This window comes from Thioclava sp. DLFJ4-1 (genome assembly GCF_002020145.1).
Classification (GTDB): domain Bacteria; phylum Pseudomonadota; class Alphaproteobacteria; order Rhodobacterales; family Rhodobacteraceae; genus Thioclava; species Thioclava sediminum.
The window spans coordinates 227,826-242,728 of record NZ_MPZT01000002.1; the positions used below are offsets into that span (position 1 = coordinate 227,826).

Annotated in this window: 15 protein-coding genes; 8 read left to right on the plus strand and 7 right to left on the minus strand. The window is 60.1% G+C overall.

All coding sequences use genetic code 11. The features are described from left to right. Positions 1-206 precede the first annotated feature (206 nt). The 3 genes from BMI85_RS06120 to BMI85_RS21765 form a co-directional block, all read right to left on the minus strand. Complete coding sequence (locus tag BMI85_RS06120; RefSeq protein ID WP_078600192.1) at positions 207-683, minus strand: lasso peptide biosynthesis B2 protein; 477 nt, start codon at positions 681-683, stop codon at positions 207-209. Further along, positions 655-927, minus strand: coding sequence for a PqqD family protein (locus BMI85_RS06125; RefSeq protein WP_078600194.1), 273 nt, complete (start codon positions 925-927; stop codon positions 655-657). The genes BMI85_RS06120 and BMI85_RS06125 overlap by 29 nt, the downstream gene beginning before the upstream one ends. 87 nt (positions 928-1,014) lie before the next feature. Continuing rightward, positions 1,015-1,149, minus strand: a complete 135-nt coding sequence (locus BMI85_RS21765) for a hypothetical protein (RefSeq protein ID WP_256365664.1) — start codon at positions 1,147-1,149, stop codon at positions 1,015-1,017. Between the two features lie 346 nt (positions 1,150-1,495). Between BMI85_RS21765 and BMI85_RS06130 the strand changes: the two genes are divergently transcribed. Both BMI85_RS06130 and BMI85_RS06135 read left to right on the plus strand, forming a co-directional pair. After that, the gene (locus BMI85_RS06130; protein ID WP_078600196.1) at positions 1,496-2,602 is read left to right on the plus strand and encodes a nucleotidyltransferase family protein; all 1,107 of its coding nucleotides are present in this window, start codon (positions 1,496-1,498) and stop codon (positions 2,600-2,602) included. After that, positions 2,599-3,582 (plus strand): glycosyltransferase family 2 protein, encoded by a 984-nt coding sequence (locus BMI85_RS06135; RefSeq protein ID WP_078600198.1) that lies wholly within the window; start codon positions 2,599-2,601, stop codon positions 3,580-3,582. The genes BMI85_RS06130 and BMI85_RS06135 overlap by 4 nt, the downstream gene beginning before the upstream one ends. A 25-nt stretch (positions 3,583-3,607) precedes the next feature. On the opposite strand, the gene BMI85_RS06140 is transcribed toward BMI85_RS06135, so the two are convergent. Then, the gene (locus BMI85_RS06140) at positions 3,608-4,807 is read right to left on the minus strand and encodes a glycosyltransferase (protein WP_078600200.1); all 1,200 of its coding nucleotides are present in this window, start codon (positions 4,805-4,807) and stop codon (positions 3,608-3,610) included. A gap of 277 nt (positions 4,808-5,084) precedes the next feature. On the opposite strand from BMI85_RS06140, the gene BMI85_RS06145 reads away from it, so the two are divergent. Both BMI85_RS06145 and BMI85_RS06150 read left to right on the plus strand, forming a co-directional pair. Next, entirely contained in the window at positions 5,085-5,810 is a 726-nt protein-coding gene (locus BMI85_RS06145; protein ID WP_210402320.1) for a family 16 glycosylhydrolase, read from the plus strand. Further along, on the plus strand, positions 5,807-7,024 hold the full coding sequence (locus BMI85_RS06150; protein ID WP_078600202.1) for an O-antigen ligase family protein: 1,218 nt from the start codon (positions 5,807-5,809) through the stop codon (positions 7,022-7,024). Before BMI85_RS06145 ends, BMI85_RS06150 begins: the two co-directional genes overlap by 4 nt. Before the next feature lie 12 nt (positions 7,025-7,036). Here BMI85_RS06150 and BMI85_RS06155 read toward each other — a convergent pair whose 3' ends face one another. Together BMI85_RS06155 and BMI85_RS06160 are read right to left on the minus strand one after the other, a co-directional pair. Beyond that, positions 7,037-8,392 carry a polysaccharide biosynthesis/export family protein gene (locus BMI85_RS06155; protein ID WP_143595009.1) on the minus strand — a complete coding sequence of 452 codons (1,356 nt, stop codon included), beginning with the start codon at positions 8,390-8,392 and terminating at the stop codon, positions 7,037-7,039. Next, complete coding sequence (locus BMI85_RS06160) at positions 8,317-9,015, minus strand: sugar transferase (protein ID WP_078569956.1); 699 nt, start codon at positions 9,013-9,015, stop codon at positions 8,317-8,319. The genes BMI85_RS06155 and BMI85_RS06160 overlap by 76 nt, the downstream gene beginning before the upstream one ends. 647 nt (positions 9,016-9,662) lie before the next feature. On the opposite strand from BMI85_RS06160, the gene BMI85_RS06165 reads away from it, so the two are divergent. Together BMI85_RS06165 and BMI85_RS06170 are read left to right on the plus strand one after the other, a co-directional pair. Continuing rightward, on the plus strand, positions 9,663-10,436 hold the full coding sequence (locus BMI85_RS06165; protein ID WP_143595010.1) for a hypothetical protein: 774 nt from the start codon (positions 9,663-9,665) through the stop codon (positions 10,434-10,436). 53 nt (positions 10,437-10,489) lie between these two features. Continuing rightward, the gene (locus tag BMI85_RS06170; protein WP_078600206.1) at positions 10,490-12,001 is read left to right on the plus strand and encodes a lipopolysaccharide biosynthesis protein; all 1,512 of its coding nucleotides are present in this window, start codon (positions 10,490-10,492) and stop codon (positions 11,999-12,001) included. On the opposite strand, the gene BMI85_RS06175 is transcribed toward BMI85_RS06170, so the two are convergent. After that, complete coding sequence (locus tag BMI85_RS06175) at positions 11,967-12,737, minus strand: sulfotransferase (RefSeq protein WP_078600208.1); 771 nt, start codon at positions 12,735-12,737, stop codon at positions 11,967-11,969. The two genes, BMI85_RS06170 and BMI85_RS06175, sit on opposite strands and share 35 nt — an antisense overlap. A 108-nt stretch (positions 12,738-12,845) precedes the next feature. On the opposite strand from BMI85_RS06175, the gene BMI85_RS06180 reads away from it, so the two are divergent. Continuing rightward, positions 12,846-13,925 (plus strand): glycosyltransferase family A protein, encoded by a 1,080-nt coding sequence (locus tag BMI85_RS06180; RefSeq protein WP_210402321.1) that lies wholly within the window; start codon positions 12,846-12,848, stop codon positions 13,923-13,925. 28 nt (positions 13,926-13,953) lie between these two features. Then, entirely contained in the window at positions 13,954-14,874 is a 921-nt protein-coding gene (locus BMI85_RS06185) for a glycosyltransferase family 8 protein (protein WP_078600212.1), read from the plus strand. Positions 14,875-14,903 lie beyond the last annotated feature (29 nt).

A 14,903-nucleotide genomic window follows, 5' to 3' on the forward strand; every position in this document is an offset into this window, starting at 1 on the left:
CAGACGCCGCGCCGTGTCGCGCAGGTGGGTCAGGTCCAGATCGGCCGCGACAAGCGCACCGGTTGCGCTGCGCGTCGTCTGCGGCCCCGACATGAGAACCGAAGACCGCGCGGATGCCTCAACCACGGTGTTCCGCAGCTCGGGAACGGCTGCCAGCTTGGCGGGATCCGCGAAACCGCCAATTGCGCAATGCAGTGCGGGCCGGTTCATGGGCGCGCCTCGCCTTGCGCAAACGCCGTCATATTCTTCAACAGCGTATGGCGCGCGAATTCCGCGCGCGTTCCACCCAGCACGATAATATTGTCGGACATCAGCCAGGCATGCGGGCGAAACTCTTCCCCGCCCATCGGCAGAGACAGGCGCACGGTGGAGTCGATCCCGCGACGTGCGAGCAAGAGCTGCCCCGACGTGGCCTGAGTCAAACAGGTCGCTTGCGGCACGAGACGTGCAGCAGCCGCCACGGCCCATGAAATTTCAGCGAGAGTGCCGCGGTCGGCGGCTTTCGGCTCCGGAAAACGCGCGGCGTTGGACACCACGATCTTGCGCAATGCATCGTGGCGGTGGCGCCACAGATCGACACGCACACGCACGACTGTCACGAAGGCCTCGAACAACAGTCGAGCGTCGTGAAGGATCGGCCGTTTCCAACGCATTTCACGAAGCCTCGACGAGACCGTTTTCATGAAGGTCGCTCAGGAGCACCGAGACATCCTCGGCAACGGTGTCGCGCGGAACAGAATAAGCGCCCGAAATCGTATCGATAATTTCTTCGACGCTCTTTTCGTCACCCAATAGATTCCAGACGATGGCGCCGATGGAATCCAGACTGAAATAGGCATTGGAATTTAAATCCAAAATCGCGACGCCGTCACCATAAGGACAAGCAACACATTCGGAACGAACCCGATATTGGGACATTGCATTCATAGACTACCCACCCACACCTTGAGAGCCACGTTGCATAGAGTGGACAGAGGCGAGACCACGCCCCTGTCCTTCTCATTTTTTTTCGAATTACGAGAAGGTAAGACCCGCAATATCCGTACCGGGCGGCAGCACCTGGTCGGCGATCGTGGTGCTACCTGCACCGTGGGTCAGGTCTTCGAGCTTGCCGTGCTTTTGAAGCTGCGGACGAGTATACGTTTTCATCAGTAGATACCCCCTTTTGACGTTACGTACTCATTTTGGCTTGCGCCTCCTAAAGTCTTTAATCAGGCTCCACTTGAGTCAAACCTTAGTCCATTCGGAGCGTCACAGCTTCAGTTCGCTGCGAAAATAACAGGCAAAATCAAGGCAATATTCCCGCGGCCGATTTCAGGGGGTCCAATATGCGAGCATCCTGTCCGAAAACCCGCTCAAGAAATGAGCGCGTTAAAATTTCGCCAGAAAGCTGGACATTTAAAATTGCAACCTTGGGGGAATTAAAAAGTCGCGCAATTCAACCTGGGGTTGATCTCTCGATGGATTCGATTCGCGATTTCGTGAAGGTAGGCGCGTGAGCTTTCCGGAGAAAGAGCTCATTTACGTGAAGCTGCGCGACTGTTCGACACAGGTCGAAATTCTCCGGAAAATGGCATCCGGTCAAGCGCCGCCGATCAGCACCGACCCTCGCCTTCTCTTTGAAATCGCGCGCGTGAACAAGCTGTTGATGCACCCCGGGTGGCCAGACCTTCAAGGCGACGCGGCCGAGCAGGTGAACGCTGAGCTCAACTTCGGACGCATGCGCGGAATGGTTTCGAATAATCGCGGGCTGAAGCTCGCCGCCGAGATCACCAAAGCGCTCGATGCTGGCCAGATTCCGCACCTTCACCTGAAAGGCCCGCTGCAGCAAATCCGGCTCTACGGCACGCCCCTTTTCAAGCCGTCCGGGGATGTCGATATACTGGTCGCGCCCAAGGACCGGATCGCGGCGGGAAAGATCCTCGAAGAGGCTGGGTTCAAGCCCACCGAAGCCGAACTCGGCAGCTGGTGGGTGCATTTCCTCGGCGAACGCCATTTCGAAGCGCCCGACCAACCCATCTTCGTGGACTTGCACCATAGCGTCCAACAGCCCGGCTTGCCGCGCCCTCGGAACTTGGTGGGCTTCCTGCATCGGGCGGTGAGGCAGTCGGTCGCGAATAGCACACTGCCGGTGCCGTCCCCGCCAGACATGTGTTTGATCGCCGCAATCACGCTCTGCAAAGCCTTTCTTTCGCATGAACCTGCGGGCTCTGTGGCCCTCGACATGATCAAGGCATTCGAGAGTCTCGAGCTGGGCGAACGGGATCAGCTCGAACAGCTCGCCCGACAGACGGGCCTCTCGGAAACACTGGATTTCGCCATGGCCCTCGCAACGACCAGCATCGGGCAAGACGGCCTCCCGCCGCGATCGCACGAACTGCTTACCGACCGTTCTGCCGAAACCGTTCGCGACATGGTCTTCCAGCCTTGGAAGAAAGGGCTGAGTTTCCCCAGACGGCGCGAAATTCTGGCAAGCCTCTGCGGGCGCGACCTGTGGCGTCTGGTGCGCGAAAGCAATCGGGCCTTCCTCTCGAACGCCTTCCTTAACGTGATCGCGCGCACACGAAAGCCCGTCGGCGAAGTGGGAGAAACCAAGCAATGACCCCAGAGATTTGCGTCGTGATCACTGCTTATAACGCCGAAGACACGATCGGCGATGCGGTCCGGTCCGCACTCGAACAGCCAGAGGTTGCGGAAGTTGTCGTGGTCGATGATGCCTCCACGGACCGAAGTGCAGAGGCCGCGCAGGAGGCCGCAGCGGGGGACGCGCGTCTGATCGTGCTTAGAAACGACAGCAATCAGGGGCCGGCCGCGGGTCGTAACCGTGCAATCGCCGCCTCCCGGTCCCCGTTTCTGGCAGTGCTCGATGCAGATGACTTTCTGCTCCCCGGCCGCTTCTCGCGCCTCCTCGCCTATGAAGGCTGGGATCTGATCGCGGACAATATCGCCTTCGTGCCCGCCGATATGGCGCAGGCATTCGACCCTACCCGGCTTCCCGACAGTGAGACGCGGGTTTTCGAACTCGATCTGGCCGGGTTCGTCGAAGGAAACATGGGCAAACGCGGCGAGACGCGCGGAGAGCTTGGGTTTCTCAAGCCGCTCATGTCGCGCGCCTTTCTGGACCGGCACGCTCTACGCTATGACGAAAGCCTGCGGTTGGGCGAGGACTTCGACTTCTATGTCCGCATGCTTGCGCGCGGCGCGAAATTTCTTGTCACCAGCGAATGCGGCTACGCTGCGCGTGTGCGGGAAAACTCGCTCTCGGGCCGGCACGGGACGAAGGATCTCGGCGCGCTGATGACAGCGGCCTCTGCACATCTCGACGACCAATCGGTGCCCCGAGCGGCAAATTCCGCCATGCGTCGGCATCACGACCAGATCCGCGACCGCTACCTGCTGCGGCGCTTTCTCGACATCAAGGCGCAGGACGGTCTCGGGGCGGCCTTCGGCTTCTCTATCAAGCCGCCGCGGAACTTCATACCGATCGCGTCGGGTATCCTGCGGGACAAATTGCGTGCCCAAAAGCAACCCTCCGCGCCGGCGACAAACACGCTCCGCCTCTTGCTTCGACCCGAGGACTAGAACGCGTTTGGCTGGTCGGATCCGCCTAGGCCTGTTCCTGCGCCCATTGCGGCAACAGCCACCGCGCCCAGGCCCCTGCCCCATCCAGAGCCTCCGGGATGACGTCATTCGCTTCGGAAAGAGCGCTCAACTTCGCGGCCATTTTCGCGGGCGGCGAGGCCCACATCGCACCGGGCGCGACCGGCTTCGGTACGCTGACATGCATTTTCTCCGCGACGGATGCGGTCGCGATTTCATCGGCCAGCACGTCAGCCCCTTCCTCGGCCCCGAGAGAGACCTGAACCGCGCGGCGCTCCTGGTCAATCGCGTCTTTGCCTTTGCGTCTCTCGGCGAGACTTCGGAGAACGTCCTGCGCCAGAGACGGACGCCGCACGATTTTTATCGCTGCCACCGCGAACTGCCGGGCTTTCAGGTTGGCCACGAGCGCTTCGAAGTCTGCCATCTTCCGCAACCCGCGATGGCGCGCGGCCAACTGCGCGGCAACGGCTGGGTCCAGCCCCTCCGACAACCGCTGCTGAGCGCGGACCATTGCGTCGATGGCAGCAGGCGAAAGCCGATGTGAAATAGAGGCATTGTGTCGACGGTACAGATACATCGGGTCGGGCAACGCACAGAACTTCGCCCCCTTCAGCAAGAGACGCAGGACGAAATCGAAATCCTCACCAATCCGCAGATCGGGATCGTAACGCAGATCGCCGAGGATCGAGCGACGGATCATCGGCTTGAGATACCCAAGCGGCGGGAGCTCGGTCTCCGGCGCCGCAGCCTCGACCCACAGCTTCGCAGTAATCTCGAGCGGAGCCACCAAGGACATCGGTTCAAGCAAAGTGCGACCGCCCGATCCCGGCACGGTCCCGAAGAACACCATGTCATCCGCGATAACATCCGCGCCCAGCGCGTCCGCCCCTTCCAGCATCCGCTCCAACCGCTCTGGATGCATGAGGTCGTCACTGTCGAGAATGGCGACCCACTCGCCTTTGGCCCGCTCGAGCGCGCGATTGCGCGCGGTGGCCGGTCCGGAAGACTTGTCTGCCGTCAGCACTTCGATGCGCGGATCCTGCTGCGCGAAATCCTGTGCAATCGCCACGCTGTCATCATCCGATCCGTCATCGGAGATGATCAGCCGCCAGTCCGATACGGTTTGGCGGCGTAGCGATGCGATTGCAGCCGCGAGATAGGACGCGCCGCACCAGTTCGCCATGATAACCGTGATACGCTCGGCCAAGACAGTCTCCACCAGTGATGAAGACACGCTACCCCATGCAGGCTGCCGAGTCGGCGGCACGCGCGCCTGACAAGAAAGCTGCCGAAGTCAGGTCTGCATCACGCTGCATTTGCGAGCCACAGAAAGCGAAACGCCAAAAAATCCATCGCTTTGAGACAGCTACGCCCGAGGCCTCCTGCATGTGCCACCAAAGCCCGAGCGATTCGACTGCGGGGCGCGGTACAAAGGCTGCATGTCGATCTTACGCATCCTTTCTTGTCTCGTCGCTCTCGCCATTTTGGCACCGAGCCTCGCCCGCGCGGAGAAACCTCTGGGCGGTGCCTTCTTCGACAGTTTCGACAGCTTCAACAAGAAGCGATGGTATATCTCCGATGGCTGGACCAACGGCGACCACCAGAGCTGCACCTGGGCACGGCGTGCCCTCAAGCTCGAGAAAAGCAAACTGGTCATGTTCTTCCTACCCGAAGCGGGACCGGACAAGACCAACCTGTGCGCCGAAATTCAGACCCGCGCGAGATACAGCTACGGCACTTACGAGGTGCGGCTGAACACGCCGAAGAATTCGGGGCTCAACGCTTCGTTCTTCACCTATATCGGGCCGGTCCACGGCATGCCCCATGACGAGATCGACATCGAAATTCTCACCAAGGATCCCTCGAAAGTCTCGCTCAATCGATACCTCTCGGGCAAACCGATGGGCGGCGGGGAATTCCCCCTGCCGAAACCGACGACCGAAGGGTTCCAGACGCTTGCCTTCCGCTGGGAGCCGGGCGCGATCACATGGTATGCCGACGGCAAGGAAATCCTGAAGGTCACTTCAGGCGTACCCAGCGCGGCTCAGAAGATCTATCTGTCCTTCTGGAGCACGCAGACGCTGAGCGAATGGATGGGGCGCTATAAGAAGCCCCCCGGCCCCTTGCGCTACACGATCGACTGGGTCGGTTACACGCCGCTCGGCGAGACATGCCAATTCCCTGAATCGATGCTGTGCAAGGAACCATGACGGCCCAAACTGCACATGGCGGCTATCCGTATCGAAATGAGATCGTGATCAGCCCGACGGCGCTCTTCGCGACATTGGCGCTGTTCATCCTGCACATCACGCCGAAGATCGGGACGCTCGGCGCGCTTGGCTTTCTGATCGTCGGGTGCTTCCTGATCCTTCGGCAACCATGGCGTTCGCGCGACGAGATCGTCGATATGTGGTGGCTTCTCGCGCTGCCCGGCTGGACCGTGCTTTCGGTGCTCTGGTCGGATGCGCCAGCTCTCAGCCTTCGATACGGCATCCTTCTGACATTCACCTTCATGGTCGCCATCCTGATTGCGCGGCGCCTGTCCCCGCTCAACTACTACAAGGCCGTTTTCTACTCTTTCGCCGCGGTCAACATCATCAGTGCGGTGCTGGGTCGGGAGCGCGCGGATGGGCTGGGCTTCCTCGGGATATTCCACAGCAAGAACGCAATGGCGAGCACCGCCTCGATGCTGCTCATCTCGGCGGCGCCGCTGTTTTTCGACCGCAGCCTGCCGCGATGGCTGCGCTACTCGGGCGTGGCGATGACCCTGCTGGCCGCGCTGCTTCTCGTGAAAGCGCAATCCGTCGGCGCGATCCTTGCGAGCGTGGGGGCTTTGGCCGTCGCCGTGGGGATCGTGCTTCTCTCGCGAACCTCGGCATGGAAGCGGTTCTTCCTGCTCGTCATGATGTCGATGCTATTGCTTCTGGTAATTCTGCTCATCATGGCGAATTTCAGCCATGTCGAGTCATGGTTCTTCCATTCGACGGGCAAGGACGTCACGCTCACCGGGCGCACCGACCTCTGGGCGATCGCGTTAAGACAGATTGCGGAACGTCCGGTTCTTGGCACAGGTTTCCAGGCGTTCTGGATTCCCGGTCAGCCCGTCGCGGAGGAAATCTGGGCGCAGTTCGGGATCGCGTCGAAATCCGGTTTCCACTTCCACAACACCCTGCTCACGAACGCCGTGGAGCTCGGCCTGCCCTTCGCACTTCTGCAGACGGGCCTCGTCTTCTGGGCGGGCTATGTCGTGATTGTCTGGGCGATCCGCGATGTGCGCGCCGAAACGATCTTTTTCGCGGCCTTCATGATCCGTCAGTTCGTTCTGTCGCTGGTCGAAGTGACGTATTTCTTCCAGTTCGATCCGATCACGGTGATCACGGTCGGCGCGATGGTTTACGCGATCCGATTGCGACGCGGCGAATAGGCGGGACGCGCCTCAGCCGTTGCTTCCGGCCGCCTGCTTTTGCGGAGCTTCCGTCGAGGACGCTGTCTCGTTGGGGTCACGCGAAAGCGTCACCTCCACGAGGTCACCCGGTGACAGCCGCGTGTCGAAATCGGCAACGGTCTTCGCAGTGCCCCCTCCGGCAGGCGTGACGACGACCTGCAATTGCGGGCCGCCCTCTTCGCCTGCCAAGCCTGCGCCGATAGCGCTCGGCACGGCCAGCCGCATCAGCCCACGTTGAAGATCGAGGCGTTCGCGCACATCGGAAAGTTCGGATTCCGCTTTCTGCTTATCGTTCAGCAGCTGTGTGATGCGCCCGGCGCCCAGATCGAGACGATCATTCTCGGCGCGGGCCAGTGCTTGGCGAGACCGCAAAATCGCGGTGTCGACATCGAGGATCTGGCTTTGGATTGCGGCAAGCTTCTGTTCGGCTTCGATTGCCCGGTTACTGGGGCTCAGGCCGCGATCAACGAGCTGCGCAACCTTGTCGCGCTGCTCTGCAATCAACTCCCGTTGGTGGTCCAAGCCTTTGGATTTTTGCTGCAACTTGTCGATCTCTTGAGTCAGGAGAGTCACCTGCCCGTCCACGAGTTCGCTTTTGCGCTTCGCCGAGTCGAGCCGCAATTTCAGAAGCGACTGCTCTTGTGCAACGCGCAGCTCACCATCCTGCCCGAGTGAGGCAGCCGTCGGAAAATTCGCATCACTGGTGCCAGCCTGTTCCGCGTCGAGACGCGCGATGCGCAGGCGCAAATCGCCCTCTTGCCGCGCCAGCTGGGCCTCCTGTGCCGCGATCGAAAGATATTGGGACATCGTCCCATCGCCGGAGACGCCAGTCAGCCCGCCCGCGAGAGCGAGGGCGTGGCGAACAGTCATCCCGGAGGTGAAGTCCACCGGTCCCGGCTTTCTCGCGAGCCCGCCGACGATCACCGGCGCACGCTGCGTGATGCTCAGCTGAACATCGAGTTGTTCCGTCAGCGCCAACGTATCCTTCAGCCGCGCCGAGATTTCCTCGGCGACAGCCTCAGCCTCGCGCCCCTTCGTCTCGACCTTCCCGATAAACCCGATATCCAAGGCACCGTCGGACGAGATTTCATATGGCCCCTTCAGCGCGGCCCATTGCGCCATTTCACCGGCGACGCTGCGCCACTCAACGATATTGAGCGAGACAACATCACCGGCTTCAAGCTTTTCGGCATAGGCCGGAAAGGCAGTCAGCGCAGTCACGGCCAACGGAAAGAGGAAACGCCGTAACGGGACACGGGACATTGGCACAGCTACCTCGCCCCGCTCGCAAACAGGACCGCCGGGATCGTGAGAACCAGAACCTTGATGTCCAGCAGCACGTTCCACGACATCACGTAGTGACGATCGAGAAGCACCCGCGTCGCGTAGCCAGTGTCGCTACGTCCGCTGATCTGCCAGAGGCCCGTCACACCGGGACGCACACGCAGATAGTGACGGCCAGAGCGGCCATATTTGCGCATTTCCTCGTCAACGACGGGACGCGGCCCGACGAGGCTCATCTCGCCGACAAGCACATTGATCAGCTGCGGAAGTTCGTCGAGGCTGAGCTTGCGCAGGACAGCCCCCAAAGGCGTGACCCTCGGGTCGTCGTGCAGCTTTCTCTCTTCTTCCCAGATAGTGCGCTCTTCGGGGAAACGCCGGAAATGCTCTTCCAGGATCCGGTCGCCATCGACGACCATCGTCCGGAATTTCCAGCACCGAAACTTCTTGCCGCCCCGTCCGACGCGGACGTGTCCGAAAAGCACGGGCCCCGAACTCGTCATACAGACAAGCGCGGCAACCCCGAGCAAAAGCGGAACAAGCAACGGCACGAAAACGAGCACAAGCAGCAGATCGAGCCCACGCTTGGCAATATCTCCTGCAGGACGCTCAACGAGCGGTTCAGCAGAAGCAGCACTATGGACTGTAGTCGGAGCAAAGAAGTGCCCCTTACGCGTTTCAAAGGTCATGTTTTCACCCCCCAGTGAAAGAGCGACAGTTTGAAATCCCTCGATTAACGATTTGGTAACCTTGCGAAACGAACAAGACCAAATGCCCCTTTCGCACCTGCAGCATAAATTTCGCATCACCGATCCGCGAAATTGCGCCATTCTGGAGGCGGTCCGCACGAAAAACGGGCGCTAGGAATCCAATTTGAGGATTATGGGCGGCAGAATCACCTTTAATCCCAGGTGCGAAGCTCGTTCGCTCTCCCAGAATTCCGCTAAATCGCGGAATTACCCCTAATTCGAAGAAATTCCTGCGACTTATTTTAGCGATGGCCAGAAAATTGGCCAATTGTGTGGCAGGCGTACGGTTTCATTAAGAGCGCTCGCCCCGTTCAGCGCTTTGCACCTCACAGCGCGGGCCGTTCCTCAGTAAGCCATTGGTATGAAGATGCCGCGACCGGCCCTTTCAAAGGAGGCCGCAGACGCAGCGGCGGCTGCCGACCGCAGCCTGAAGCAACGGTGAGAAGACGGAGGATGATGTGACGACGCCCCGAATTCGCCTCCATCTCGGAGCCCACAAGACAGCGACAACCTATCTCCAGGCGCGCCTCGAATTGAACGCGAAGCTTCTTGCCTCGCAAGGTGTCGCTTTCTGGCCGATCAATAATGTGCGGCCCCTTTTCCATCAGGCATGGGCGGAAAGCGAAGGCACGAGCAGGTCGGAAAAGCTCAAGGCACTCTCGGGCCGTCCAACGCGCCTCGACAAGCTTGGATCGAAGATCTCGAGCCTGTTCGACACCTCGGACGAACTGCTTGTTTCCGAAGAGAACCTGTTGGGCGAAACGGGTGAATTCCTCGACGGGGCGTTTTATCCGACGGCGATATCGCGGCTCAGCCTCTTGTCGACTTTCCTGCCGGATCGCCCCTTGGATATCTGGCTCTGCATCCGGTCCTATCCCGACTTTCTGGCATCGATCTATGGCGAAGCGATCCGCTTCTCTCCCGTGCCGCCCCCAGAGCAATTCGCATCCGCCTTTTCCTCACCAAAGGGGGCGTGGCTGCAGATCATCGACGACATCCGCGATGCCTTGCCGCACGCGAATGTCTTCATCTGGCGCTACGAGGATTTCCGCGACCTCGAGCCCCGCATCCTCGAAGGGTTGAGTGACGTCGAGGCTGAGGCGTTTGAGCCGCTGCAGAACCCTACTGTGCGGGGAAGCGCTTCCGACAGTGCAATCCGCGCCATGGCCGAGACCGCTGAACCGCTCTCAGCGACGGAATGGCGGTTTCGAATGGCGGCTCTGGAGCATGAGTATCCGGTGCAAGGCGCTCAGGACCGGTTCTCCCCATGGCCCGAGGACCAATTCCGAAAAATGCAGCAAGACTACGTTTCGGACATCTCCGCGATCGAAGCGCGCGCGGATATCACGTTCATCCATTGATCGTCGGGCGACCACCTCGATCATAGCTTGCTGCGAAAGGACGCCCAGAACAGATGACCGACACACGGACACGCCTGCTGAAGGGAGCCGTCTGGATCGCGCTCGGAAGCATGATCGCGAACGGAATCGGGTTCCTGAACACGATCATCATGGCCCGGCTTCTGGTGCCCGAGGATTTCGGGCTTGTGGCAATCTGTGCTGCAGTGATGGCCATTCTTCTGTCGCTCGCGGAAATGCCCCTGTCGGAGACGCTGGTGCGCCATGACGCCCCGACCGAAGAGCATTTCAACACCGTCTTTTCGATGTCCTTCGCGCGTGGCCTCATCGTCGGGTGCGCGGTGGCCGCGCTGTCCTACCCGGTCGCGTTGCTCTATGGCGATATGCGACTGCAGAACATCCTGCTCGTGATGGCGGGGTCCTTCGTCTTCGCCGGTCTCGCAAATCCAAAACTCGCCTTGTTCGAGCGAGAACTGGTTTTCCATCAAGTCGTCCTCATGAAGGTCGGGGAGAAACTCTTCGGCACGATCGTCGCAATTACGCTTGCACTCGTGTTTCGGTCCTATTGGGCCTTGGTGCTTGGCGCCGTGGCTTCAGACGTCGCCCGGATCGTTCTTTCCTATGTCTTCTATCCCTTCCGGCCCCGCCTGACCTTCAGCAAGTATCGCGAGATCCTCTCTTTCTCGATCTGGATCACCTTGGGCACTTGGATTCAGGCGATGAACTGGCGCGCCAATCCGCTGCTTTTCGGGGCCGTGCTGCCAACCAACATTCTGGGGCAGTACAGTTTCGGCAACCGGATCACGAATGTGGTCATCGCTCAGCTGAACCAACCCCTGCAAAGGACGTTCTTCCCGGCCTTTTCCCGGGTGAAGAACGATCGGCAAAAACTCGTATCCGCCTATAAACGTGTGCAGGGTGTTGCTTGCCTCTGGATTTTCCCCTTCGGCTTCGGCCTCGCGGTGGTCGCCCATGACCTTGTCGCGTTGGTCTTGGGAGAGAAGTGGATGCCCGCCGTCCCCGTCATTCAGATACAGGCGATCATCCTAGCCTTGCAGGCGACGGTGGCGATCCAGCCGATCGCCATGGCAACGGGAGACACCCGGCATCTCTTTTTCCGCGACCTGCGCGCATTCTTCATTCGATGGCCACTGATCCTGCTCGGGATGTATCTCGGCAGCGCGAGCTATTACGGCATGCTCATCGGCGCCCTGATTGGCGGCGCGGTGGCGGTCGTCATCAACATTATCTGGAACATGACCCTGGTCACGCAGATCGCAGGCATCAGGCTGCGCGAGCAGCTGCAACTCACCCTGACCCCGGCGATCGCGGTGGCCTTCATGGCCCTGGTCGTCTGGCTCACCGGTAGCCTGTGGGAGAAGCCGTCGAGCGTCCCTCTGGAGGCGGTGCGTCTGGTGAGCCTGATTACGATAGGCGGCATGGCCTACGTGGCTGCGGTCGCCGCGCTCTGGCAGTTCAACGGGCGCAAAGCGGGGCCGGAACTCGAAATGGCTCAGTTGTTGAAGGCGCTGTTCACGAAAGCATCGAAGTTTCGCCGGACTTCTTGATGGCGCGCTCCGCGAAACGCTTCGAAAGCGCGCGTTTCAGGCGGAGGAATTTCCCGCGGTCATCGTGTGACTTTTGCAGGTGAACGAGCCAATTCTGCGACACCGAGGCCAGCAGGGCCTCGTCGACCTCTTCCCCAAGCCACTCGAGCAGAGGGCGGAACCCGTCCGGTTTACCCTTGTAGTCAGCATAGTCGATCAAGAAGGCCCGATCTCCGAGCGCCTTGGCCGACGCTTCGAAACGGCGGTCCGCATCCTCGATCAGATCGCGGATCCGTTTCATGTTCGACTCGTAACGCCACCAGCCGGACTCAGCGACCTCCCGCCAATCTCGCGTGTTGAAGATGATACGCGCGCCGGGAAAATATTGCGTCAGAAACGCGATGGAGCTCTCATACTCTGCCAGCGTAGTCTCATGGGCGGTGAACCGAATTTCCTTGAAGCCGGTGACGCGTGTGTCCGGGTCCGGGCGTAAGATCTCCTCGACAAACGCGTCAGCCAGTTTCTGGCCCCAGCTGTCGACCTTCGGATCGTTGATCCCGAACCAGGGCGCGTCCGGATTGTGGGACTTTGCATGCGGGTGCTCCTGTGCCTCGGCAAGCACGGAGACGCTCATGCCGAGATGGTTGGCAATCCCGTTATTCTCGCCGCGAATGCAATACCCCTCCAACCTGTTGAGCAAGTTGAGCAGGACCGTTGAACCGGACCGACCGTAAGTGACGACAAAAAGATACTGCATTCTCTGGGCTACCTTTGAACTGTATCGAGCACTCCCCACTCGAACCTAAGCGAGCCCTGCGCCCTCTTCACCGCGTGACGGTTCTCGCGCCTCCGATCCGACCCCGAGTTGCAATTTATTTGGGCAGATGCGGGCGCGACGGATAAGAAACCGGCGCATCTCATATGCGGACCAGCCACCGAGAGCTCCTGCGCGCGGGCTGTCTTGCTCGGCTGGGGCAGCCCTCCTACCGTTTTTCGAAGCGATAATCAGGAACGGAAACCTGCCCGTGCCTGCCTTCAGGAAAGCGTTTTCAGATTGCGGCAAGAAACGATGGCCTCACAGTCCCAACCTTTAGCCGAGCAGCTTCCATGCGACGACGCGTCCCCGCGATATGCGGCGCTGATCCGGGCCTATGAATGCCCGCCATTGCTTGCAGAGGTGGTCGAGAAACTCCGCGAGCAGAGCTTCCCGCCAGAGAACATCATCATCGTGGATTCCTCGCATGATGCAGCGGTGCGCGACCAGTTCGCGGCCCTGGGCGCGACCGTCGTTCCCTACGACGACACCGAGTTCAACTATTCCAAGGCGATCAACATCGGCGTCGAGGCGAACACGCTTCCCTATACGCTCATCTTCAGCAGCCATGTTGTCTTCGACGATCCGAAGTTCGTGGAAAACGGCTGGCGGGAGATGAAAGCGCGAGACCTCGAGATCGTCTACTGGGCGCCGGCGCATTCCGAATGCCCGGACCCGAGCAAGCTCGAACCCGTCTCGATCACCCCTCGGCTCTTTAACGGTCGCAACGGGATCTCGAATAGCGCCGCGTTGACGCCCACGGCTCTGATGCGCGAACGTCCTTTCCGCGAAGAGGTCTTCTCGGCCGAGGATCAGGAATGGACGCGATACTATCTGAAGCGCTTCAAGCGGCCCGTGCTCCGGATAGAGAGCGAGAAGTTCCGCTACCTTAACCCCAATCACGGAGAGACCGTCTGGAGTCAGGCGAAACTTCTCAATGAAGAACTCGCGATTGGGCATTTCGTGAATCGAAGACTGGTGATGCCCGACCGGATCGCCGCACGTTTTCTGCGCGGTGTGCTTGCCACCATCCGCCGCCGCCCCGATCGTGCCCGGATGCATTTCGCGATCGCCAAAGCTCTGCTGGCAGCGAATTTCAAGCCTCCCAAGAGACAGTCCCGATATTTCTAACAGGCGAACTGATCGCAAAGGACTCCGAATGATGTACGACGTCCGCGAGCCGCATGCCGCGTATGACCCGAACGTGATCGACATCGTTTGCGTGACCGATTCCAACTATGCGCCGCATTTCGTGTCGCTGCTGAAATCCATCGAGGCGGGCAAAGGCGCGGAGAAGATCCGCGTTCACGCGATACTCGATTCCGTCGATGAGGCGCGCGTCGCAAAGATCGCAGAGACGGCGGCGGGTCTCGAAATCCATCCCTATCACGTTGCGGATCATAAGGCGCTGAAGCTTCCGCCGATCCTGCATATCAGTCGCGCGACCTACCTGCGCCTCATCATGGCAGAGCTTCTGCCGCAGGACATCTCACGCGTGATCTACCTGGATATCGACATGGTTGTGACCGGAAGTCTCGTCGACCTCTGGAGCACCGATCTGAAAGGTATGGCCTGCGGAGCCGTGCAAGACGCGTTCGTGGACCCGACGAACTTCGCGCGGCAACATGAGCTGCCGAGCGAGGGCACTTATTTCAACGCGGGTGTCCTTCTGCTCGATCTCGAAGCAATCCGGGCCACGGACGCATTGTCCCGAGCGCTCGACATGCTCTTGGCCGCGCCCGAGAAATACGAGTTTGCGGATCAGGACGCATTGAACAAGGTATTCTGGGAGAACTGGTCGGCGCTGGACGCGAAATGGAATTTCCAACGCCTCTTTCTCTGGGAAGGGTGCGACTACACCTCTTCGGTCCCTCTGGCTCAGGCTTTGCCGCGGATCATCCATTTCACGGAGTCGCCAAAACCCTGGCAGGCAGCCGAATGGCACCCCTATGCGTGGCTCTACTGGAAATATCTCCGCCGCACGCCCTTTCTCGAAGAGGTCATGCAGCGCGAGAAGGCCGGTTGGCTCAGGCTTCTGAAGTTCTGGCTGAAGTTTCACCTGAAGAAACCGCGCTCCTGAGCGAATGGAATGCCGGCGCCGGAAGGCAA

Excerpts from the sequence above, each read along its gene's own strand:
- BMI85_RS21765 (WP_256365664.1), bottom strand. The coding sequence starts at position 1,149 with ATGAAAACGTATACTCGTCCGCAGCTTCAAAAGCACGGCAAGCTCGAA.
- BMI85_RS06175 (WP_078600208.1), bottom strand. The coding sequence starts at position 12,737 with ATGCAGTATCTTTTTGTCGTCACTTACGGTCGGTCCGGTTCAACGGTC.
- BMI85_RS06135 (WP_078600198.1), top strand. The coding sequence starts at position 2,599 with ATGACCCCAGAGATTTGCGTCGTGATCACTGCTTATAACGCCGAAGAC.
- BMI85_RS06170 (WP_078600206.1), top strand. The coding sequence starts at position 10,490 with ATGACCGACACACGGACACGCCTGCTGAAGGGAGCCGTCTGGATCGCG.
- BMI85_RS06125 (WP_078600194.1), bottom strand. The coding sequence starts at position 927 with ATGAATGCAATGTCCCAATATCGGGTTCGTTCCGAATGTGTTGCTTGT.
- BMI85_RS06160 (WP_078569956.1), bottom strand. The coding sequence starts at position 9,015 with ATGACCTTTGAAACGCGTAAGGGGCACTTCTTTGCTCCGACTACAGTC.
- BMI85_RS06185 (WP_078600212.1), top strand. The coding sequence starts at position 13,954 with ATGATGTACGACGTCCGCGAGCCGCATGCCGCGTATGACCCGAACGTG.
- BMI85_RS06150 (WP_078600202.1), top strand. The coding sequence starts at position 5,807 with ATGACGGCCCAAACTGCACATGGCGGCTATCCGTATCGAAATGAGATC.
- BMI85_RS06120 (WP_078600192.1), bottom strand. The coding sequence starts at position 683 with ATGAAAACGGTCTCGTCGAGGCTTCGTGAAATGCGTTGGAAACGGCCG.